Origin of the sequence: Mammaliicoccus fleurettii (genome assembly GCF_003970575.1) — a bacterium.
Lineage (GTDB): Bacteria > Bacillota > Bacilli > Staphylococcales > Staphylococcaceae > Mammaliicoccus > Mammaliicoccus fleurettii.
This window is the reverse complement of sequence record NZ_RXWZ01000230.1, coordinates 1-23844: the sequence shown is the minus strand read 5'-3', so window position 1 is coordinate 23844 and position 23844 is coordinate 1. Positions and strand designations below refer to the sequence as shown.

General features: G+C 30.3%; 25 protein-coding genes. 6 read left to right on the top strand and 19 right to left on the bottom strand.

What is annotated here, in order from left to right:
• Positions 1-129: 129 nt before the first annotated feature.
• The 10 genes from CD129_RS12895 to CD129_RS12850 all read right to left on the bottom strand — a co-directional run bounded on the left by CD129_RS12895 (position 130) and on the right by CD129_RS12850 (position 10295).
• A complete protein-coding gene (locus CD129_RS12895; RefSeq protein ID WP_115337208.1) occupies positions 130-834 on the bottom strand; it encodes a FadR/GntR family transcriptional regulator in 705 nt (234 codons plus the stop codon).
• Between the two features lie 83 nt (positions 835-917).
• A complete protein-coding gene (dhaM, locus tag CD129_RS12890; RefSeq protein ID WP_078356917.1) occupies positions 918-1283 on the bottom strand; it encodes a dihydroxyacetone kinase phosphoryl donor subunit DhaM in 366 nt (121 codons plus the stop codon).
• A gap of 2 nt (positions 1284-1285) precedes the next feature.
• The gene (gene dhaL / locus CD129_RS12885) at positions 1286-1861 is read right to left on the bottom strand and encodes a dihydroxyacetone kinase subunit DhaL (protein ID WP_107510061.1); all 576 of its coding nucleotides are present in this window, start codon (positions 1859-1861) and stop codon (positions 1286-1288) included.
• 12 nt (positions 1862-1873) lie between these two features.
• Positions 1874-2839: a dihydroxyacetone kinase subunit DhaK gene (gene dhaK / locus CD129_RS12880; RefSeq protein WP_115337207.1), complete on the bottom strand. Its 966-nt coding sequence runs from the start codon at positions 2837-2839 to the stop codon at positions 1874-1876.
• A gap of 245 nt (positions 2840-3084) precedes the next feature.
• Positions 3085-4740 (bottom strand): alpha-glucosidase, encoded by a 1656-nt coding sequence (locus CD129_RS12875; protein WP_115337206.1) that lies wholly within the window; start codon positions 4738-4740, stop codon positions 3085-3087.
• 14 nt (positions 4741-4754) lie between these two features.
• A complete protein-coding gene (locus CD129_RS12870; RefSeq protein ID WP_115337205.1) occupies positions 4755-5759 on the bottom strand; it encodes a LacI family DNA-binding transcriptional regulator in 1005 nt (334 codons plus the stop codon).
• A gap of 15 nt (positions 5760-5774) precedes the next feature.
• Positions 5775-6617 carry a sugar ABC transporter permease gene (locus CD129_RS12865; protein WP_115337204.1) on the bottom strand — a complete coding sequence of 281 codons (843 nt, stop codon included), beginning with the start codon at positions 6615-6617 and terminating at the stop codon, positions 5775-5777.
• Positions 6617-7885 carry a sugar ABC transporter permease gene (locus CD129_RS12860; RefSeq protein WP_115337203.1) on the bottom strand — a complete coding sequence of 423 codons (1269 nt, stop codon included), beginning with the start codon at positions 7883-7885 and terminating at the stop codon, positions 6617-6619. Before CD129_RS12860 ends, CD129_RS12865 begins: the two co-directional genes overlap by 1 nt.
• 14 nt (positions 7886-7899) lie before the next feature.
• Positions 7900-9153 (bottom strand): extracellular solute-binding protein, encoded by a 1254-nt coding sequence (locus CD129_RS12855; protein WP_115337202.1) that lies wholly within the window; start codon positions 9151-9153, stop codon positions 7900-7902.
• Positions 9154-9194: 41 nt separating this feature from the next.
• Positions 9195-10295, bottom strand: coding sequence for an ABC transporter ATP-binding protein (locus tag CD129_RS12850; RefSeq protein ID WP_115337201.1), 1101 nt, complete (start codon positions 10293-10295; stop codon positions 9195-9197).
• 205 nt (positions 10296-10500) lie between these two features.
• On the opposite strand from CD129_RS12850, the gene CD129_RS12845 reads away from it, so the two are divergent.
• Positions 10501-11001 carry a MarR family winged helix-turn-helix transcriptional regulator gene (locus CD129_RS12845; RefSeq protein ID WP_256681922.1) on the top strand — a complete coding sequence of 167 codons (501 nt, stop codon included), beginning with the start codon at positions 10501-10503 and terminating at the stop codon, positions 10999-11001.
• Positions 10994-12430, top strand: coding sequence for a YhgE/Pip domain-containing protein (locus CD129_RS12840; RefSeq protein ID WP_243832027.1), 1437 nt, complete (start codon positions 10994-10996; stop codon positions 12428-12430). The genes CD129_RS12845 and CD129_RS12840 overlap by 8 nt, the downstream gene beginning before the upstream one ends.
• A 254-nt stretch (positions 12431-12684) precedes the next feature.
• Here CD129_RS12840 and CD129_RS12835 read toward each other — a convergent pair whose 3' ends face one another.
• The 3 genes from CD129_RS12835 to CD129_RS12825 are packed head-to-tail and all read right to left on the bottom strand — an operon-like array spanning position 12685 to position 14379.
• Entirely contained in the window at positions 12685-13689 is a 1005-nt protein-coding gene (locus tag CD129_RS12835) for a zinc-binding alcohol dehydrogenase family protein (protein WP_115337199.1), read from the bottom strand.
• Between the two features lie 25 nt (positions 13690-13714).
• The gene (locus CD129_RS12830) at positions 13715-14155 is read right to left on the bottom strand and encodes a GNAT family N-acetyltransferase (protein WP_115337198.1); all 441 of its coding nucleotides are present in this window, start codon (positions 14153-14155) and stop codon (positions 13715-13717) included.
• 20 nt (positions 14156-14175) lie between these two features.
• Positions 14176-14379 carry a DUF1272 domain-containing protein gene (locus tag CD129_RS12825; RefSeq protein WP_115337197.1) on the bottom strand — a complete coding sequence of 68 codons (204 nt, stop codon included), beginning with the start codon at positions 14377-14379 and terminating at the stop codon, positions 14176-14178.
• Positions 14380-14468: 89 nt separating this feature from the next.
• Between CD129_RS12825 and CD129_RS13295 the strand changes: the two genes are divergently transcribed.
• Positions 14469-14618, top strand: coding sequence for a hypothetical protein (locus CD129_RS13295; RefSeq protein WP_170167708.1), 150 nt, complete (start codon positions 14469-14471; stop codon positions 14616-14618).
• 436 nt (positions 14619-15054) lie between these two features.
• On the opposite strand, the gene CD129_RS12820 is transcribed toward CD129_RS13295, so the two are convergent.
• The 6 genes from CD129_RS12820 to CD129_RS12795 form a co-directional block, all read right to left on the bottom strand.
• Positions 15055-15516, bottom strand: coding sequence for a DinB family protein (locus CD129_RS12820; RefSeq protein WP_115337196.1), 462 nt, complete (start codon positions 15514-15516; stop codon positions 15055-15057).
• 16 nt (positions 15517-15532) lie between these two features.
• A complete protein-coding gene (locus CD129_RS12815; protein WP_115337928.1) occupies positions 15533-15904 on the bottom strand; it encodes a VOC family protein in 372 nt (123 codons plus the stop codon).
• 95 nt (positions 15905-15999) lie between these two features.
• Positions 16000-16824 (bottom strand): PhzF family phenazine biosynthesis protein, encoded by an 825-nt coding sequence (locus tag CD129_RS12810; protein ID WP_115337195.1) that lies wholly within the window; start codon positions 16822-16824, stop codon positions 16000-16002.
• 36 nt (positions 16825-16860) lie between these two features.
• Positions 16861-17610, bottom strand: coding sequence for an aminoglycoside adenylyltransferase domain-containing protein (locus CD129_RS12805; protein ID WP_160149111.1), 750 nt, complete (start codon positions 17608-17610; stop codon positions 16861-16863).
• A gap of 1 nt (position 17611) precedes the next feature.
• Positions 17612-18460, bottom strand: a complete 849-nt coding sequence (locus tag CD129_RS12800) for an aminoglycoside 6-adenylyltransferase (protein ID WP_115337193.1) — start codon at positions 18458-18460, stop codon at positions 17612-17614.
• Between the two features lie 161 nt (positions 18461-18621).
• Positions 18622-19134 (bottom strand): GrpB family protein, encoded by a 513-nt coding sequence (locus CD129_RS12795; protein WP_115337192.1) that lies wholly within the window; start codon positions 19132-19134, stop codon positions 18622-18624.
• Positions 19135-19576: 442 nt separating this feature from the next.
• Between CD129_RS12795 and CD129_RS12790 the strand changes: the two genes are divergently transcribed.
• From CD129_RS12790 to CD129_RS12780, 3 genes are all read left to right on the top strand, one after another.
• The gene (locus CD129_RS12790; RefSeq protein ID WP_115337191.1) at positions 19577-21295 is read left to right on the top strand and encodes an ABC transporter ATP-binding protein; all 1719 of its coding nucleotides are present in this window, start codon (positions 19577-19579) and stop codon (positions 21293-21295) included.
• Between the two features lie 522 nt (positions 21296-21817).
• Positions 21818-22315, top strand: a complete 498-nt coding sequence (locus CD129_RS12785) for a hypothetical protein (RefSeq protein ID WP_115337190.1) — start codon at positions 21818-21820, stop codon at positions 22313-22315.
• A 227-nt stretch (positions 22316-22542) separates the two neighbouring features.
• Positions 22543-23286 carry an endonuclease/exonuclease/phosphatase family protein gene (locus tag CD129_RS12780; RefSeq protein ID WP_115337189.1) on the top strand — a complete coding sequence of 248 codons (744 nt, stop codon included), beginning with the start codon at positions 22543-22545 and terminating at the stop codon, positions 23284-23286.
• Positions 23287-23844: the final 558 nt, after the last annotated feature.

The following is a 23844-nucleotide window of genomic DNA, read 5'->3' as shown; positions in this document are numbered from 1 at the left end:
CCCTAGGCAAGCATGCACGTACAAAATCGTAGATTTTATAAATAAAGAAAAAAGAGCTAATCCGAAAATATGGATTAGCTCTTTTTATTTAAGAATGGGTATTTATGTCCCAAGCTCTCCTACCATTAGTCAACTATCCGAGTGTCTAATGTTATTTAGTACAACTTTCTCCACTTCTTCTAAATGAAATGTCATTTTACTTTGTGCTAGTTTAGCATTTTTGCTTTTGATTGCTTCAAAGATTTCTTTATGTTCGTTATACAATTTTTCTATTGATTTACTTTTAGTATATAAGTAAATTTTTCTTGTTTCTTTCATCGTATGTCTCATAATATCGGAAACGTTTAATAACAATTGCTTTAAGATATCATTTTTTGCTGCATCAGCAATGGCAAGATGAAATTTCAAGTCAGATGCTTCACCTAATTCATTTTCGTTTATTGCTAATTGCATATCTTGCAATGCAGATTCTATAGCTAATAAATCTTCATCAGTTCTATTTTTAGCAGCTAATCTTGCAACGCCTACTTCGACTATATTTCTTACTTCTAATAAATTTTCAATGTCTTTAGCATTTCCACTTATTGCTTCAAAGTTAAATTGTGGTTCTTCTCTTTCTATAATAAATGTTCCTTGTCCATGCTTGATGTCTACAAAACCCATAGCTCTTAATGCATTTAAGGATTCTCTTATAGTTGCTTGACCTACTCCAAAGCTCTCAGATAACGCTTTAATAGATGGTAAACGATCTCCTATATTTAAACGTCCTTCATTAATATCCAATATGATGACATCTGCAACTTTTTCGTATAATTTCTTGTTCGATATCTTCATTCCAATTTCTCCACCTTGTTAAAATCATTAGTAGAGCAATTATATCATTTAATATTTATTAATTCGTAAATAATTAAAGCGCTTTACGAAAATTCTCTCTTGATACTGTCAATCGCTTCTTCTAATGTCGCACCTGTTGATAAGGATACACTTGCTAAAAATGAACCTTCAACGATTGGACCATCAACTTTATATAACTTGTAAGGGCCATCATATAAATCTAATGCCATCTCAAGATTCATTTCAGATGAACCTATATCATAAAATATCATAGCATCTTCTGTTAGTTCATTAATAATTTCATTTACAGTGTCGATACTTGTCCCAATTTCTCCTTCATTCGTACCACCTCTTGCAATAACTGTTACGTTCGGAGACATTTGTTCTAATAAATCTTTAACACCTTGTGCAATATCTTTACTGTGACTAACAATTCCTATAGTAGCCATTTTTACACATCCTTACTTAAAGCTTTTAATACATAAACCATACTTTGTGCACCTGGATCCATATGACCAATTGAATCCTTTTTAAAATAAGAAGCTCTACCTTTAGTTGCTTCTAAGTCTTTAGTATCTTCAGCAAATTGTTGTAAATTTTCTTCAGTTAATTTATTCCCATTGTCTAGATGTTCTGAAGATTTTAATAATACATCATACATTGTCTTTTCTCCGCCTGTTACTTTACCTCTTGTAGCAATAGCTTCTTTAAATGTATTGATATATTCTATTAAATTGTCTTGAGTCATTTCATCATGATCGAGTCCAGCCATTTTAACAAAGCTGAAGCCATAGAGTGGACCTGACGCACCTCCTACAGAACTCATTAGTGTCATGCCTGTAGATTTTAAAACATCACTGATTGTTTCTCCAGTCACTTTCTCATCTACCGCTTTAAAACCTCTTAACATATTAACGCCATGGTCTCCATCACCAATTGCTCTATCTAAATTTGTTAAATTTTGTTCTTCCGCTTCAAATGTATTTTTTAAATCCTTAAGATTCTTCAATAGTGTTTCTGCATTCATTAAAAATGCCTCCTATTTAAAATATTTACTTTCAGTTGGTGCATTAAATGCCTCTTCTAGTTCTTCTTGATAAGGAACAAGTGTAATAGAAAAGCCTTGCATATCAAGTGCTGTCATATAATTTCCAACAAAGTATTTTTTGATTTCAAGTTGATTATTTGATGCATATTCGTTGAAATAATGCGCAATTATTGCAAGTTCTGAATCTGGAGTCGCACCCATTCCATTAATCATAACGATTAACGACTTATCAGAAATTTCTTTTTCAAGTTCATGCATTAATCTATTTATAATTTCATCAACCGTTTCTATTTTTTCTTGATATATACCTCTTTCACCATGAATACCAATACCAATTTCCATCTGATTGTCATCTAAATCAAACCCATATTGACCAGTAGTTGGTACTAAACAAGGATATATGGCCATACCAATCGTTCTAATACTTTCAATAAACGCTTCTACTTTTTCTTTAATTTCAGTTAAATTATATCCATTATCAGATAAGTATCCAGCATATTTGTGGACTAAAACAGTACCTGCAACGCCTCTTCTATCTTGTTCATTATCTATAGAAATATCATCACGGACTATTACAGACTGACATGAAATACCTTCCATTTCGGCCATTTCTTGAGCCATTTCAAAATTCATGACATCTCCAGCATAATTTTTAATAATCAGTAGGACGCCATCATCTGTAGCAACATGTTTAATTGCATCTAGAATTTTATCTGGTGTTGGCGAAGTAAATACCTCACCGCAAACAGCAGCATCTAACATTCCTTCAGCAACAAAACCAGCATGTGCCGGTTCATGACCCGATCCACCACCAGAAACTAAAGCGACACCACTTGTTTTAACTTTTTTTCGAACAACGACATTATCACTTATAATTTCAACTGAGTTATCCATTACTTCAATACCTTTAAGCATATCAGCAACAAAATTCGTCTTTTCTTTCATTAACTTTTTCATAAAATAACCTCCCGTTGAGTTATCAATTCTACATTTCTATTATAAAACGAATATGGAAGTAAGCGTTAACAATATGAGTTAATTGTAAATGATAAATTAAGAATGTCTGTAACGGGTGGTGTTATGGACAGAATTCTGAGAAATGTACATAAGAGCGCACCTTCTTTTTACACTATTCGTATTTATGGTAGTTATATCTCCACATATAAAAAGCCGAGACAAAACGTGTCTCGGCCATCAACTCTTTATTTTTCTATTCTATATACTCTTATTTCAAATGGTTCTAATACATTTGTATTTTCTATCGTTGAATAATTGTGCAATAATAACGCACTTTTTTCTATATTGAGTGGATATGTGATATTGGCTTTTTCGCCTGTTAAATTACTCATGATAATGACTTCTTCGTTATTTAGTATGCGCTTATAAGTATAAATTTGCTTATGTGCTTTATCTACTAATTCGTATTTACCGTAATTAAAGACGTCATAATCTTTTTTCAATCGAATCAAGCGCTTATAATAATTTAATACGGAATGTTCATCTTCTAATTGATCAGCTACGTTGATAGTTTTGTAATTCGGATTAACGTGGAACCACGGTTTTGTTGTTGAAAATCCTGCATTCGCTTGATTATCCCACTGCATCATTGTACGGGAGTTATCTCTATTTACTTTACTCAAATTATTTAATAAAGATGATGTATCTTCTCCATATTGTTCTTTTAATTTAATTTCATTTTTAACGGAAACATCGTTAAAATCTTCTAATGATTCAAATGGATAATTCGTCATGCCTATTTCTTGTCCTTGGTAAATAAATGGTGTACCTTTTTGTAAGAAATAATTTGTCGCATGACTTGTTGCACTTTCATACCAATAATGCTCATCATCTCCCCAAGTTGAAACGAGTCTTGGTTGATCATGATTTTCGATAAATAGCGCATTCCATCCAATTCCTTCAAGTTGGTCTTGCCATTTTGACATGATATTTTTATATTTTATAACATCAAATCCGCTATCTTCAGTATTCCATAATCCTAAATGTTCGAACTGAAAAATCATATTAAAAATGCCATTATCAAAGCCTACCCAATCATTCGCATCATCGGGACTGACACCATTTGCTTCTCCTACTGTCATAATGTCATATTTATTGAATGTTTCATCTCTCAATTCACGTAAATGATTTAATATGCCTGGTCTATTGGTATAACGTTCAAATGCTGCTTTATACTGTTCATCACCTGGTTCAACTGGTATATCTCCATCTTCAAATGACTTCTGAATATGCGTAATAGCATCAACACGGAAACCATCTATACCTTTATCAAACCACCAGTTAATCATATTGTATAATTCAGTACGTACCGCTTCTTTCTCCCAATTTAAATCTGGTTGTTTTTTACTGAATATATGCAAGTAATATTCATCTGTTTCTTCAGTTCTTTCCCAAGCTGAACCATTGAATATACTTCCCCAGTTATTAGGTTCTTTGCCGTCTTTTCCTTCTTGCCATATGTACCAATCTCTTTTAGGATTGTCTTTACTAGATTTAGACTCGATAAACCACGGATGTTCATCTGATGTATGATTGATTACTAAATCCAATATTAGTTTCATACCTTTATCATGTGTCTCTTTTAAAAGTAATTCGAAGTCTTCCATCGTACCAAACTCATCCATAATATTTTGATAATCACTAATATCATAGCCATTATCATCGTTAGGTGATTTGAATATTGGCGAAACCCAAATCACATCTATACCTAGATTTTTCAGATAATCTAACTTTTCTCTAATACCATTTATATCACCAATACCATCATTATTAGAATCATTAAAACTCCTAGGATAAACTTGATAACAAACCGCTTCTTTCCACCAAATTCGTTCCTCCATTATTTAGTCACCTCTTATTTTATCGTTGATTTTCTCTCTATTATTTCTGTTGGAATGACCGTATTTTTTCTTAAAATATTAGGATTCTCAATCAGTTTAATTAAAGCTATACCTGCTTCCTCACCTAAATGTTCTGGATAAATATTAACTACAGTTTGAGGTGGTGAAGCAAAAGTATTGATAAATGAATCATTAAAAGTTGCTGTCATCACTTCATCTGGCACTCTTATATTAAGTTCATATAATGCGCTTAATAAATTAATGTTGATCATGCTATCTGATGTAATAATCGCTGTAGGAAATGTAGTGGTTTCTTTCATTTCTTTAATGATTGCTAATATTTCATCTCTATTAGGGTTTGCATGGTAAATTTCATATTGGTTAATGCTATGTTTATCGCACGCTTTCTTAAAGCCTTCTACCCTATCTAATGCAACAGCATAAGAATCCGGTTCAGCTATAAAAGCTATATGATCATGACCTTTATGAATCATAAATTCAGTTATCATTTGACTCGCTTCTACATTATCATTGTCGATATGAATGATTTCTCTTTCTCCTAATTGTTTACCTACAACAACAAAAGGAAATTGATATTTTTTGAGCAATTGTGTAACTGGATCATTTTCTTTTGAATAAAGCATAATAAAGCCATCTATTGATTTAGATTTAATGAGATTTTCAACTTCAACTAATAAGTCAGCTTGTTCAATTGACGTTGTCATAATTGTTGAGTATTCCCTTTGTTTACAAGCTATTGATATCCCCATCAGAACATCTGTAAAGAATGGGTTTTGCGTCATTTCTTTAGAGGCTGATTTTAAAATCAAACCAATCGTTTTAGATTTTTGTGTTACAAGTGTTCTCGCGGCAATATTAGGTTGATAGCCCAATTGCTTCATCACAGCTTTAACTTTTTTTGATGTCTTATCACTTATACTTTTATGCCCACTAATCACTCTTGATACTGTTGATGGTGCAACGTTTGCTTCTTTCGCAACATCTTTTATTGTAACCACGAGATCACTCCTTTATTATCCTTTTGTAGCACCTGCTGTTAAACCAGTTACTAAGTATCTCTGTAATAATAAGAATACAATAGAAATTGGTATTGCAATCATCATTGCTCCAGCAGCAAATACTGTAAAGTTGTTACCAAATTTATCATTTATAAAATTAAATAACCCGACTGCTAATGTATATTTTTCAGGACTTCTTAATAAGATTCTTGGCAGAATAAAGTCCATAAATGGTCCCATAAAATTAAATAATGCCACAACTGCTAGAATCGGTTTAGCTAAGGGTAACATAATTGCGAAAAATATCCTCATATGTCCTGCACCATCTATTTTAGCAGATTCATCTAATTCTTTAGGAATTGTATCAAAATACCCTTTTACTAAAAAGGCATTCATCGGTATGGAACCACCAATATAAATTAAAGTGAGACCGAATAATGAGTCTAATAAGCCTATTGTATTTAATAATATATATATAGCAACCATTGCCATCAATACAGGGAACATTTGTAAAATCAAAAATGCTACCAGTCCATATTTTCTACCTACAAAGCGATACCTTGAAAATGCATACGACGTTAAACCAACAAAAATCACTGAAAATAATGCATTAGCCGTCGCAACGATTAAAGTATTTTTATACCAAGTAATGTAATCACTTGATGGATCCGTTAGTAAATATATATAATTTTTCAAAGATGCATCTTTCGGTATCATAGAAGAACCATAAAGATTAGAACCAGAGTTGAGTGATAACCCTAAAGTCCATAGTAATGGGTAAATAATGATGATAAACATAATAATCAAAATGCCATACATGATAATCGCTCTTAATATATTTTTATTCTTCTTATTCATTAAATATCCCCCTCATCTTTAAAAGTACTAGTCTTTCTAAATTGTAAGAATGCAATAATAGCAATAAAGACACCAATAATTAATGAAATGGTCGCTGCCATATTATAATTTTGCATATCAAATGTTAATCTATATACCCAAGAAATTAAGATATCCGTACTACCTGCATTCTGCCCCGAAACAGGTGGACCACCTTTATTAAATAAGTAAATTAAATTAAAGTTATTAAAGTTTCCTGCGTATTGCATAATTAATAATGGTGCAGTCGCAAATAATATATGTGGAAACGTAATATTTCTAAATTTTTGCCAACTTGATGCACCGTCCATATCTGCCGCTTCATACCAATCTGAAGAAATACTTTGTAGAACACCTGTAAACAAAGCAAATACGAATGGAAACCCAAGCCATACTTGAATTAAAATTATAGCAATCTTTGCCCAGAATGGATCATTTAACCATGCTGGTGCAAAACCGAATAACGGTTGTAAGATATCATTATTAATCGAACCAAAATCATCATTAAAAATGGCTGCAAAGATTAATATTGTCACAAACGATGGGACTGCCCAAGGTAAGATTAATACTGTTCTAATAAGCTTTTTAAATCTAATAAGTGGGTGATTGACAATTATAGCGAGCAATAACGCTAGCGCGATTTGTAAAGTTGTCGCAACTAAAGTCCAAACAATCGTCCATGTTAATACGCTAAAGAATGTCGTCTTCCAAATAGGTACTGTAACTAATGATTTAAAGTTATCAAACCCTACCCATTCTAATAAATGTCTAGGTGGTGCATTATATAAATTGTAATTTGTAAAAGCTAAAAAACACATAAATAAAAGTGGAAATACGACAACAAAAATCAATAAAAATATACCCGGTGATATCAATAAGTATGGGAAAGTCTTATCCCATGTTGCCGTTATTCGACCTTTACTATTCTTAATTTCAAATCCTTTATTATATTGATCTGCATTACGATAAGCATCTATTAAATTAACGACATATAAAGTGGTTGCAAATGCAATTAATAATAACGAAATGATACCTTGTGCTAATAGAACCCTTGAATCATCTAATTTAGGCACTGTACCTAAAGTGAATAATCCCCAGAATCCAATATTCATAAATTGATAAAATACTGACATAAAACTAATAAAAAATACGATAAATATACTGCCTTTTATATATCTTTTATTATAGAATTGGCCAATACCCGGAATAATCGATAGTATAGCTGCTAATTTTGGATTTCTCATTTTCACAATTTCACCTTCCTTTATTTTTTAGATGCATTCATAATCTCTACTTGTTCATCTATGCCATTCTTCGCTTCATCAAGCGCTTCTTTAGGATCTTTACCGTTGGACATAAATACTGCTGCATTTCCCATTGGGTCCCATACTTGACTCATCTCAGGAATATTTGGCATCGGAATAGCATTTTGAGCTTGTTCTTCATATGGCTTTAATAATTCATTTTTAGAAGAAACATCTGTACGGCCAGTAATTTCTTGCATTTCATCTGTGTATTTCTGCATATTATCTTTATTTGTTAAATACAGCATTAAATTTTTAGCCCAGTATTTCTCTTCACTATATTCGGATATAAACCAACCTCTTACCCCTAGGAATGGTTTCATTTCTTTACCATTATCAGTTGGGAATGTCGCTGTTCCGAAATCATCGCCTAGCGCTTCTTTAAATTCATTCGTTTGCCATGGACCTGTCACAAACATGCCTACTTTCCCTTCTTTAAATAGCCCTACAATAACATCTTGATTAGCCGACTTCGTAATATAACCTTTGTCGTACCATGATTGTAATCTCTCGCCATTTTTAATAACAGAAGGATCATTTACTGCAACATCGTTTGTATTAAATCCATCTTTTTCTTCTTTAAAAATGTATCCCCCTTGTGAAAATAAAAATGGATAATTAAAGTAGAAGTTCTTTGCATCAAACATAAATCCATATTGTTTTTTATCTTTGTGAGTAACATCTTTCGCAATTTTTTCAATTTCATCCATTGTCTTTGGTGGTGTCTTAACAAGCTTTTTATTATAGACAACAGCAGTTGATTCTACGATAACGGGTAATGCTAATTGTTTACCTTCATAATTTAAAGCTTGCAGTGCTTCATTGGAATAACCTTTTAATTCTTCATCCGTAAAATCAATCTCTGCCGCTAACCCTTGCAAATATGCATCACCTGCACGATCATGTGGTTGAAAGAATAAGTCAGGTCCATTACCTGATGGTCCATCAAGTGATAAGTTATCTACTTGATCATCTTGTGCTGTATTTTTAAGAATCACTTTAATACCCGTCTTTTTTGTATAATCTTTCGTTACTTTCTTGTAAAAAGCCATTTGTTTATCACCGTCTACCCACATCGTAAGTGATTTAGGTTTGGCTGTTTTTTCATCATCGTTAAGTGCTTTATCAATATCTTCTTGTGTTCGATTAGGACCACAACTTGCAAGTAATAATATCACGAGTAGTATTGAGCCAATTTTTATTAAATGTTTCATCTAATCCCCTTCTTTCATTAATTATTTATTCACTAAATAAATTAATTTTTTATTTTTTCCCCAGTTTCTTTATCAAAGAAGTGACATTTATTTAAATCTAAAGCGAGCTCAATTTCATCATTTGGATGAATGACTGTTCTTGCATCTAACTTGGCACAAATTTCTTCATCATTAAATAATCCATGAATCATGATTTCAGAACCTAATAATTCACTGACAAGTACTTTAGTCTTAAAAGTTACATCCTTATTAGCATTGATAAATACAGGCTCATCATGAATATCTTCTGGCCTAATACCGAAACGTATCGTCTTACCATCATAGCCATTATGATTCAGCATGCGCGCTTTACTTTCATTTAATTTAATCACTTGTTCACCAATCACTAATTCATCATTATTAACCTTTGCGTCAAAGATATTCATTGCGGGTGATCCAATAAATTGTGCAACAAACTCATTCTCTGGTGCATCATATACTTCACGTGGCGTGCCTATTTGCATAATATCGCCATCTTTAAGTACAACAATACGTGTTGCCATCGTTAATGCTTCTGTTTGATCATGTGTTACATAAATCGTTGTTGTTTGTAATCGTTTATGCAACTTTAATATTTCCGTTCTCATTTGAACTCTTAATTTCGCGTCTAAATTAGATAAAGGCTCATCCATTAAGAATACTTTCGCATCTCTTACAATTGCTCGACCTAATGCAACCCTTTGTCTTTGTCCACCTGATAAAGCTTTAGGCTTTCTCGGCAAATATTCCATTAATCCAAGAATTTCAGCTGCGTATTGAACTCTTTTATCGATTTCTTTTTTATTCATTTTTCGAAGTTTAAGACCAAATGCCATATTGTCATAGACTGTCATATGTGGGTATAAAGCATAATTTTGAAAGACCATTGCGATATCTCTATCTTTCGGTGCGATATCATTCATTCTTTGATCATCGATTAAAAAATTTCCTGATGTAATGTCTTCCAATCCTGCGATCATTCTCAAAGTTGTAGACTTTCCACACCCTGATGGACCGACGAAAACAATAAACTCTTTATCTTTAATATGTAAGTTAAAATCATGTACCACTGTATTACCTTTGTCGTAAGTCTTCTTTATATTCTCTAATTTCATTTCAGCCATAGATAATCCCTCCATAATTGTAATCGCTTACAAAATTTAATATAGATTTATAATATATGTAAAAAGTTAAAATGTCAACATTTTTATGCAAACGATTGCATTATTTTTATTCAATAAAATTAGCTTTTTAATTTTAAATAGCAACCTTTAAATGCAAACGATTGTTTCTTTTTTAATTAAAACTCTTGCATTTATAGTACATAGGGTGTACTATATTCTTTATATTAAGTACAGGAGGTGTACTAAAATAGAACACGAATTAAAAAAGGCATTTAACTTATTTCAAGAATCTATTATTAATATTCATAGTGAAGTAGGTAAAATTTTAAATAATACTGGATTAGATGAAGTTATTTCTAAAGAACAATATCAAACTTTAAAAATAATTAAAGATTTTCCTAAATGTACTTATGGTTTTATCGCTACTAAACAAGGTGTTTTTAAAACAGCTATATCAAATAGAATAAACAAATTAAAAAACCTCGAACTTATTTCAATTGAACAAGGTGAAGATAAAAGAGAGAAGTCCGTTCTGTTAACTGAAAAAGGAATGAAGCTTGTTATCCGTACTGAAGATATTATTTACGAAACATTTAATCGTAAACTTTCTTCTCATTTCTCAGATCACGAAATCATCACATTTGTTAAACAACTTGAGAAAGCTAATAATCTTATAACAGGAAAGGACGATGCTAAACATGTTTGATGACATAAAAAATCTGTGGACACATAAATTCTTACTTGTTTCCTTAATTGCAATCATGTTAATACCACTTATTTATAGTTCTGTTTTCGTAGGCTCTTTATGGGATCCTTATGGCAAGACAGATCAGTTAAAAATATCTGTCGTTAATAACGATAATGGCGGAGAAGTAAATGGTAAGAAAACAAATATAGGTAACGATGTAGAAGATAATTTAAAAGACAACGATAAATTCAAATGGGAATTTGTTAACCAAGAAACTGCAGATAAACATTTAGAAGAAGGTAACTCATTCGCAGTTATTTCAATTCCTTCTGATACTACTAAACATGCTGGTTCAATGTTAGACAAGAATCCTAAAAAAATCGACTTTAATGTAAAGACTAATCCAGGATATAGTTACACAGGCTCTCAAATTGCCTCTAAAGCTGTAACAGCAGTTGAAGACAATTTAAGTTCTTCTGTTCGTGAAAAATATATCTCCGAATCATTTAAAGGTATGAACAAGCTTACAGATGGTTATAAAGATACTTCTAAAGCGCTTGGCCAAATGTCAGATGCAGAGTCACAACTTATCGATGGAAATAAACAAGTTGAATCTGGCTTAGAACATTTAGCACCAATGGCTGGAGCAGAAGGACAACAACTTTTACAAGGAAGTATGCAAGTATCTCAAGGTTTAAATGATTTACAACAAAATAATGATAAATTAAAACAAAATATTGATAAAGCAATCAAACAATCAGAAGACCAAAACTTTAACGAGAAAAATGTTAAAGCGATAAACAGTCCTGTTGTTTCAAACGAAGATGATTTAACCGAAGTAGACAACTATGGTCAAAGTTTCGCACCATATATCCTTTCATTGAGTTTATATGTTGGAGCTGTTGCTTTCTCAGCAGTATACCCTATCGACAAACGAATTGGAGAATCAACTGGATTTAAATGGTGGTTAAGTAAGTTTACTATATTTATGATGCAAGCTATTGGATCCGCCTTAGTATTAACTATATTGTGCTTATACGGATTTGAAATTGAAATAGCTAATCCGGGTTACTTTACTTTAACATTACTATTATGGAGTATCGCAGCATATATGATTGTAACGTTCTTAACTGTAGTACTTGGTAATATTGGTAAATTCTTAGCAATCATTTTACTGATACTACAATTAGGTTCTAGTGAAGGAACTTTCCCAATACAATTATCAGGTAAGATCTTCCAAGACTTACATCCATTCTCGCCAATGAGTTATGTCATTAAAGCTTTAAGAGAAAATATCTTTAACTTCACAAGTGATGTATCGTATGGACAATCAATGCTAATAATAGGACTTATTGCGATTGTTTTCGCAGCTCTTACACTTCTAGTATATGTAGTACGTTCTAAGTATCCACACTTGAGACGTCTAGCAAACGAAAACGACTATTAATATGTATTTTAAAAAGTTAGGACATGAATCCTAACTCAAAATAAATAAGCATATCCCTAAACTGATTTTTTAAAGTTTACGGTGATATGCTTATTTTTTATCTTACGATTTTGTAAAGTGCATGCTTGCCTAGGGGTATGGCTCGAGCCTGTAGTCTCTCACACATACTATTCCCTCAGGCGTCAGCACTTTACAAAATCGTTAGAAATAGCTACTTTTTAAATATATAGATTTCAGATGAATCGTACATATCTCTAATATTCTATTACAATTTTTCCAATACTTTTGCCTTCTTCAATTAATCTATGCGCTTCTGTTATACTTTCTACGCTTAGTCCTTTTAATTTAGTGTGGAAGGTTGTTTTGATTGTTCCTCTATCAAGTAAATATGTCAATTTTCTTAAATATTCATGATGTGCTTTCATATCTTCTGTTTCGTATTTTGGTCTTGTAAACATAAATTCAAATGAGAATGTTACACTTTTATCTTTTAATAAGTTTAAATTAACATTGCTCATAAAGTTAACAAGCGCAACGATTCTACCTCTAGGCTTAATCATTTCTGCCATTACATTAAAGTAAGCATCACTACTATGCGTATTAAATATATAATCTACTTCATTGATTTTATGTGCTTTTAATTCGTCTGGTAAATGGTGTTTATGATTTAATACAATGTCAGCTCCCATTTTTTCAGACCATCTTCTCGTTTCTTTTCTAGATGCTGTCGTTATAACAGTTAATCCAAGGTCTTTAGCAATTTGAGTAGCAATTGACCCTACTCCTCCAGCACCATTTATTATGAGTAACTTTTTATCTTTATTATCTTCTGGATTAGTCGATATACTTAATCCTTCAATAAGTGCTTCAAATGATGTAATTGCTGTTAAAGGTAATGCTGCTGTTTCGGCGTAAGATAAATATTCAGGTTTAATACCTACAAGCCTCTCATCAACTAATTGATATTCTGCATTAGATCCTTGACGCATGTTTGAACCTGAATAATATACTTCATCACCTACATGAAACAATTCAACTTTATCTCCTACCGCTTCAACAACACCTACAGCATCATAACCCAATATTTTAAATTCACCTTCATTGGTAACTCTTGATTTTGTATCTACTGGATTAATACTAACTGCTTTCACGTTTACTAATATATCTCGCCCGTTAGCTTTAGGAATAGGTAAATCAAGCTCTTCAAATTCATTTGATTCTTTCAAATCAAAAGTTCTTTTAAATCCAATTGCTTTCATTTAAAATTCACCTCTCACCTTAATTTTATAATTCTTTACTATAATAATTATGCTCATCGTCGACTTGCATGCCAAGTTTCGTATATAACCGATTACCACCGATGTTAGATTTTTCAGTTTCTAAATATATTGTCTCATAGCCACTATCTTTACCATATTTAAATGCTTGATGCATTAACTGCTCTCCTATGTGTTTACCTCTAGCTGCATCTGTTAAATATAAATCATTTATAATCAACATTTCTGACATTTTCATCGAAGACAGCATCGAATATAATTGTAAAAATCCAATTACACCTTCTTCATCTTCAGCAACAAAAATAACAGCATCATTATTAGATAAGTTATTATACAAAAAATCATAAGCAGCATCTACATTAGATTGTTGATCAAAATAAACGCGATATTCATCAAATATTGGAACTATTTTATTTACATCTTCTACATTTAAAATAGAAATATTCAATACATCACCTCATCTATATATTATCTATCTCTAATTATTTTATTCTCATCAGCTTGAACTTTAGGACGAACAACAAGTTCACCATTACATTCAGGACATACGTAAAATAAATTTTCCGCACATTCTCTACAAAATGTATGTTCCTTCACACAGATAAATGCGTTACTCTTACTATGAAATTCATAACCACATTTTTCGCAATTCGGTTTCATTTCTAAAGCCATTTCAATCACTCCAATAAAAAATATGTTAGTCTATATATAATTATCATATCATTTTTAAGAACGAAAATAGAATTTTAAGGTGTGATTAAATGGAAAAAGAATTTGTCGGAAAATGTAAAGCATGCAATTCAAATATTTATTGTAATAGTGGCTTTATTGAAGGCGTCGTACAAGAAGATAAAACACTCTTATGTTTTGAATGTTCAAATAAAAATGAGAAAGAGCCTAAAACAAATTAGTGTTTAAGGCTCTTTCTTTTTTAGTGTAACAATCATATCAAAAGCTACAATTCAATCAAGTTATGTGCATATGGACTGATTTATAAGTAAGTTTGCTGGGAACTGCTTTTAATACTCCTCTTATCAGCAATTTTGGTAGGAACTGCTTTTAATGCTCCTCTTATCAGCAATTTTGCTGAAAACTGCTTTTAGCGCACCCCTTATAAGCAATTTTGCTGGGAACTGCTTTTAATGCTCCTCTTATCAGCAATTTTGCTGAAAACTGCTTTTAGCGCACCCCTTATAAGCAATTTTGCTGGGAACTGCTTTTAATACACCGTCTTTTTATACCAACTTCTTTAAAAAGCATGCCTAAAATAGAAGTTAAACAGAAATCTACTGCCTATAATATAACAAGAGGCTGCGACAATAAATGTCACAGCCTCTTTTCTATTTTTTATACGCCTTGATCTAATTTAGTTAACATTGTTTTCATTAAATTAATTTGACCGATATGATAATTTGTATGAATAATTGCAAATGAAATTGTTTCACCAAATGTAGTCATATTTGCTAATGGTTCTTTTCTTGATTTATCCATTTGAACATCTAAAGCATTTAATATTCTTTCTAACTGTTGATTTAAAATACCTTTCAATTCTTGGAAAGTTGGTTCAACACCCGTGAAACTTTCTGGTGAAGTGCCAGGTGAGAATGATTTACCTAATTTTTCACCAAGTAAATTCCCTTCTTCTTTACTACCAAATACGAATGACTCATTCGCCATAATTAAATGACCAAGTTGCCATTTAATATTATTTTTAGCCAATTCTAATTGAAAATCTGCTTGTTTCTCATCAATATCTTTAATAATATCTGATAGCATATTGTATGAAATTTGGAACTGTTGTTCTAACATTTAAATTCCCTCCAGCTTATTCTGTTATAGCAAAGTAATTACCTTGCTTGTCATGAAAGTTGAATACTCTACCCTCAGGCATTTCAATGATATCATGACCTGTTAATCCTTGTTCGTTTAACGACTTGTACAACTCATCAAAGTTTGATGCTTTGAACATTAACGACGGTGTCTCCATACTAACCTCAGGACTGTACTTTTTAATAAATGCTTTATCAAATAATACAAAGGAAGTCTCAGCATGTTCATTAGGTGCAATCTCTACAGACTTGAATCCTTCAGGCAACTCATCTTCAGACTTAACTACAAAGTTTAATACATCTTTCCAAAATTCTATAGCTTTTTCTTGATTATCAACATATAACATAACTTGATGTAACTTTTCTATCATAAACATCACCTACATTCATTTAATACCTTAAGAATACGCTAAATAAAAATGAAGTGCAAAAAATACAAATAAAAAATGCACCTTCCATTTATCTACCTGATAACCGCTTGTCCAACTACGCTGTTAGTATTACCATTTGAAACTACTAATATTTTGCTTGGTCTATTCATCGCAAATCCTTGGTAAATAGTAATTTCATCATATTTATGATTAAGTACTTGTTCTATATATATCCCTAATGCTGACGCTGCAACACCAGTTGCTGGATCTTCGTTATATCCATTATTGTTAGGAAATTGCCTTGCATGATATATGCCTTCATCTACTCGAACAAATGGATAAAATCCTGTTGAACCAATTTGATCACATACTTCCCATAAATAATCAAATTGAGGATTTAAATTATTTAACGTTTCAAGTTCATTTAATTCAATAATCGTTTTAAATCTAGATGTTGAAACATTTTTTATTGGATTGTTTGAGACATCATTTTCTGAAATATTTAATGCTTTTGCAATAACTGACTTATCAATATTATTATTACCTATTTTCGCTTCACCTTGTTTTACTTGTACTTTAAAGTCAGAGTCCTCTCCGATAACATCAATACTCAACGTTCCAGATAAAGTTTCGACTAATAAATGGTCTTTATTTAATAGTCCTTCTTCTTTTAGAACCGTGACACATGCTATCGTGGCATGCACACACATTTCCATTTCTCTTTTAGGTACAAAGTATTTAAATTGGTAATCACATGATGCATCACTAGTTTTCAGCACAAAACCAACTTCAACATTATACTCTTTAGCGACATTTATCATTGCATCAAAAGACATATCATCTGCATTTAAAATGACAGGACAAGGATTACCACCTATATCATTGTGCGAAAAAACAGTTGTTTGGTAAATATTCATGTTTGACTCCATTTCTCTAATATTTAATCAAAATAACTACCCTTTTTTTAATTCATCAATATAATATTTAAATCTTTTAGCTTCTTCAGTATATTCAGCAGGTATCACAAATTGATTATTATCGTACAATGTTTGTACCGTATCTAGTAATTCATTAAAATTTGAAGTGAATTTCATCATCCACTTCAATCCTTCTAATTTTGATATAATTCTAACTTCTTTATAGAAATAATAACTTCTACATAAATTCATAATTGTGTCTACGTTATTTAATGGTGCATCTGATTCATCATACAATACACTTTCAATAAATTCTTGCTCAGAAATAACCGGAAATACAATATCAATATCTGGACCACAAACAATTATTCCTTTTGATCTAAGATTCATTATATGACTAGATAAATCAGGATCAGTCTTATATTGTTCTGTAGTTAGTTGCCATTTGTTTTCTTCAAAATGCTTATACCAATATGGAGAATAGTGAAATTCATATGAATATGGATGACGTTCTTCAGTTAAATTTTTAAAATTTAAAAACGATATTTCTATTTCTTTTTTGGGACCTTCATCTTTTATTGATATAAATAGCTTTAGTAACTTCTCTTTTTGTTCCGTTGATAAATTATCCTTTATTAAAACTATCATATCTATATCTGATCTTTCCCATTTAAAAGTACCTTGTGCATATGATCCATGAATATAGATTCCTATCAACTGTTCATGAATAATATTAGTTATACCTTTTTCAATAGTTTTAATATAGTTTTCAATTAAACTAGACATGTCAATCATCCTTAGTTGATAAAATATTAGCCATATAGAACTTTACAGCTTCGTACTCTTCTTTGTTATATCGAAAACCTTGTTTTTTTGATATCTTAATTGTTATATGATGTGTCTTTTCAATAATATATTTAATATTTTCTTCTACTGTTTCTAAGCTGTTGTTACAATGAATCTTTATAAAATCAGCATTTATTCCTTCATATTCTAAGATACGTTGATTCACTTTACCAAAATTATATTCTTTTATATCCTTCTCCGATAAAATAAATTGCTTTATCAATTTAATAAATTCTGTTTTCACCGGATTCGACAACATATATTCAGCATACATAAAGTCTTTTCTTGCTATTCCTTTAATTACATAAGTACTTACCCAGTATATTTCATTAATTATTTTGTTAAATTCATATTCAGAAACTAGTTTTGTGTAATACATCTGACTTTCTTTATTAAAGTTAAATGAATTGTAGTCACCAGTCTTATCCAACAGTATTTTTGAATAAGCATCATCGATATATTCGCATATGTAGTCAGGATGCATCAACCTCAAATCAATTCTTATCATATTTTTAAATTGCAAAAGGTAACCAAAAACTTTATAGTAGTTTTTCTCTGGATGATAATCAGGTGTTTGCATTATTAGTGTATCGCCAAATTGCTTGTGCCATTCTTTATCTTTCACAAATTCATTTACATATTTAGTTGAAAAAATAATATCATAATCTTGAAATTGATCTTTCATACTATTTGGATTTGCTCTTGAACCATTTAATAAGACACATTCAATGCGATTATCTTTCTTAGCTATATCAGTTATCAAATCAAAAACATCTTGTTGATTGAACATATTAATCACCTTCTTTATTTATTACCTTTAATATATTACATTTTCAGTTTAAACTTAAATTATTGCACGTTAGTTAAATAAAGCAACCGATAATGTTATTTTATTAACTATATAATTTTTAGTTAGATTGCTCCATAAAAATAAACTAGCCCTTTTTATTGCTAGTTTCTATCTTTATAATATTGAATTGCCCTTTGTTCTAATTGAGATACAAATTCCTTCTTAGCCTTACTATATTCTATCGTCTCATCATATTTATTAGCTAGCTTTTCTTTGAAGTCACTATAAGATTTTACCTCTTCAGAATGTTCTTTTAAGTAATCTCTCATCACTAAATGACGATATATTTCTGGATGATCTTGTTGATAAATATGAATATGATGTGACCTGTTGTCTCCGCCCTTACGTAGTAATCTCCTACCTTCAATACCCCATTCCCCAGCTACATCGTATCCTAATAATTCTAATTGATCATTAAAATTATCTATTTCGTTTATATCCTTAACTAGTATCATCATGTCTACAACTGGCTTAGCTTTCATTCCCAGAACGGATGTACTACCAAAATGTTCAAAACGTACAATCTCATCTCCAAAGATTTCTCTCATAGCATCGCATTCATTCTCAAAAGATTTACTCCACTTTGGATCATACTCTGATAATCTCACTTTCATAAATAACATCCCCTTATCAGTTATTTAAGTACACAAACTTTCATAATTATATCAGCGCGATTTGAATTCGGCAAATATAAATAATGTTAAATATTTATTAGACTACCTATCCACGAACCCTAGAGAAAAAGCAGTTCATTTCATATAGTGTCATACAGTTGTATAAATAAGATTTAAAAAAAGAAAAAGTCTACCTTTCATTAAGTCATAACAACAATATTATTCTGACTTTTCAGAAAACTAATTGATTTAATTTGTTAAGTTACATATAATGAAATAGACAAAATTCTTGTTAATAACATATAGGAGGATTTCTAAAATGCCAGTAAACAATAATAAATTAACGGTAACTTCAGCCAACGAGGTCGTTTACCTATAAAACTTAATACTGCTTTTAGGTTTATTGGTAAACGACACCAATAAAACTTAAGGAGTAATTTCATTGAAACTACAAAAATTTATTTCTTATTACAAACCATACAAAAAAATATTTAGCTTAACATTATTATGTTCACTCTTTGTAACGGTTAGCACACTATGTATACCTTTAATTATCAAGTATATTACCGAGAACTTAATTAGTAATTTTAATGATCAAAATGTTAAATATGTTTATCTTCTCGGTGGTTTAATGCTGCTACTCATCTTCATTCAGTTTTGTTGTCATGTCTTTATCGATTACTATGGACATGTAATGGGTGCCAAAATGGAAAAAGATATGAGTGAAGAATTATATGAACATATACAAAAACAACCACATAGTTATTTTGATAACACTAGTACTGGTAGTTTAATGTCTCGATTAACAAAAGATTTAGAGAATCTATCAGAGTTGTATCATCATGGACCAGAAGATTTACTAATGTATATGGTAAGGTTTGTTGGTGCCATTATTATCTTATCTTTTATAGATATTAAATTAACAATAATCCTAATATTTTTCGTTCCTTTATGCATAATAATCTACTTTTATTTTCTAAAAAAATTATCTGCAATATATGAACAAGATAAAGAAAAAACTGGTCAGATACACGGAGAATTAGAGAATTCTTTATCGGGTATAAAAGTTACAAAGTCATTTACAAGTGAACAATATGAACATGAAAAATATATGACATTAAATGAAGAATCTATAAATATTAAAAAGAAAGTTCACAAATTAGAAGCTTACTACAGTGAAATTGTGGGTTCCTTAATGCAGGCAATGCCTGTTGTCATTATTATTGCAGGTTCTCTATTAATCATAAATGAAGAATTAACTATACCCGCGTTACTTACTTTTATATTATACGTAGGTAATATTACAGCCCCCATCGATGTGTTTGTGCGATTATCAGTACAATATAATGAAGGGATTTCTGGTTTCAATCGATTTCATTCATTAATGGGATTAGAACCGAAGATTCAAAACAATAGTGAATTGAAATTAAATTCTATTGAACAAATTGAGTTTAAAAATATTAATTTTAAATATGATGATACACATGTACTCAATAATTTTAATTTATCTCTACCAAAAGGACAATTTGTTGCATTGGTTGGACCTTCTGGATCTGGAAAATCAACTATTGCTAACTTACTTCCAAGATTTTATGACGTTGATAGCGGTCAAATCTTACTTAATGGTCTTGATATTAGAGACATAAATTTAAATTATTTGAGAAATGCGATTGGTCTAGTACAGCAAGACGTGTTTATATTTTCAACTTCAGCTTATGAAAATATTAAATACGGTAATCCAGATGCTTCGATGGAAGACATTATTCAAGCTGCTAAACTCGCAAATGCTCATGAATTTATTTCTGATTTACCAGATGGTTATCATACTTTACTAGGTGAAAAAGGTGCTAAATTATCTGGAGGGCAAAAACAACGTATCAGTATCGCACGTATGTTTCTAAAGAATCCAGAAATCGTTATTTTCGATGAAGCTACGAGTGCTCTAGATAATTTCAGTGAGCAATTAGTGCAGCAGTCCCTTGAACAATTATCCCAAAATAGAACAACCATTGTTATTGCACATAGATTAACAACAATACAAAACGCTGATATTATCTATGTAATCACTAAAAATGGTATCGTTGAAAGTGGTACTCACAGTGAACTCATGAATAAAGATGGTTTATATAAAAAAATGTATTTACAAAATACAAGCAAGTAAATATTAAAGCACATCTGGGATGTATCCAAGATGTGCTTTATACATATATTCAAATGATTATTTTATGATATTACTATTCTTTTCATAAGTTTATCCATTTTCATTCAGAATGAAAAGATGTCGAGAAGCCGCTGAAATACGTTTATATTTATTCATTAAAATTTTAAACAAAAAAAGCACTTCCCGAATAAATCGAGAAGTGCTTTTAAACGTATTTTCAATTGAACACAAATTGCTTGTGCAATTTGCGGACTCCATCTGTGAGCGAATAAAATCGCAACAGTTTGGCAATATTAACGTTTTGAGAAATAACCTTTAATAATTTAAAGAAATCATATCTTAATATATACATATTTATGGATAATATCATTAGTTTCTTAAGGATAAAATATGATGTGAATGGATAATAAATGATTTAGTTTGCACCAATTAACACAAAACACTTGTTTCATTAAAATCTATATGATATATTCATATCATATAACGTAGTCAATCATTACGACAAAAAGGTAGGGCTTAATTATGAGAGATTATATAAATGTCAGATTATCATATGAAACAAAATATTTTATAGAATCTATTCAATTTCAACTTCAAGAATCATTACAATCAACTATCTCAGAAAGTGAAATACCATTAATTGAGAAAAATATTAAGTCTTTTATAAATCATGAATTTAAGGAATATGATCCAAAAACTATTGATGCAATTTCAATTACTACAATTTTGAAAATTTCATCTTCCAGTATTATAGAGGGAGCATTTAAATACTCTTCAAATTTTTCATTAAATGAATGGGAAAAGATCGAAAACGAAATGCATACTTTCAATATTGATAGAAATATAGAAGTTGGATCATTAACACCTAAACTATATTTAGAAAGGGATGTTATCACCGGATTAAATCAATACCAAAAAAATTTTATGAAAGAATCTATGGTCAGAGTTGTAAGATTATCATATGTAATAGGCATTGTTGTTTTTGCTTATTACAAATATATTTTTGAAATTGAGAGTTAATCTCTCAATATTTTTTCAACTATTTGTCGTAAAGAGTTTGACAAATAAACAAAAAAACGTTGAAAGGAAATTTATATGAATTATTCACGACCACCTCCCATTAAATAAAACATTTAATTGCTATACAAAATATTTAATATTAATTGTTGAAACATCAATCAACAAACTAGAGTGTGATTAGTAATTTCTGTAATACATTAAGTTGTCTAACAAAAAGGAGATATATTATGAAAAAGAATTATATAATGCTTAATCTAAACTTAAACTTCAATAAACCATCTAAATGGATAGAAAGAAACACTATAGATATAGAGAATTTTGTTTTGAAATATGATCCAGATTTTATAACATTTCAGGAGTTTGGTTCAAACTCTACGAATTATGATGCTTCAGGTCGACAATTAGAGGAAACACTGCTAGAAGAAGGTTATTCTTTTGTTAAAAGTATAGATGGTAAAAAACCTGTTAATACAAGAATATTCTATAAGATTAATTTAGCTCAATTTTTAAAAATGCTTCCTGCTTTTTATGAAGATGGATTTCTAAATAGACAATGTGGTGCTTTATTTAAAGTAAATAATAAAAATGTAGCTATTTATTCTGTACACCTACCTTTATATGAATCAGTATATAAAAAAAATGGTAAAACAATACTTATTAATAATAGCTTTGAAAAAAAAGCAATGTGGGAAAACATTTTAGAATTTTCTAAAAAAGATAGTGATGAAATTGATTTTAAAATTCTGGCTGGTGATTACAATGAGAATAATCTCGGGGAAAAGTCAACTCTTTCAGAAAAGTTAGATATTTTAGAACAATATCTTGATCCCGCAATTACTGAAGAACCAACTTGGAATAAGAATAAATTAGATCATATTTTTGTATCAAAAAATTTAGTTCATGAAAAATCTGAGCCTATTAAAAATACTGTAAGTGATCATAAAGCATTGATGTTGAAATTTGAAATTTAGAGCAGTGATAAATAGGAACACTTTAAGAATGTACCCAACTTTGTATTATTTAAATAGAAATAAAATGGAGGTATTAGAATGAATTTAAAATTAAAGTTAATTATATCACTAGTTATTACTGTACTACTTAGCTATAGCTCTATAAACATTATTACAGGTAACGCATTGTTCTACACAATTACATCTATATCTATATTTATTACATTATATTACCTCTTCAAGATTAAAATTTTAAATTTTATAAATCGCTTTATTAGGTAATGACTATGACTATGAATAAGATAATATATTTTTTTAAAAAGGATAAAAAATCGATTGTCAGTATGTACGATAAAGATTTATACTTCCTAAAAATCCCGAAATATATCAAGTTCTTCAAATTGATTATTTTATATTTAATACTAGGTGTATTCATTATTTCATTCATGGTAGACAATGCTATATTTACATTTTTCCTATGGATTATTGGAGTTATCTCTATAGTCAAACACTTTAAACTAATTAAATTTATTAAAAATAAATATAACGAAATGTATGCTCTTAACCATGAAATATTAA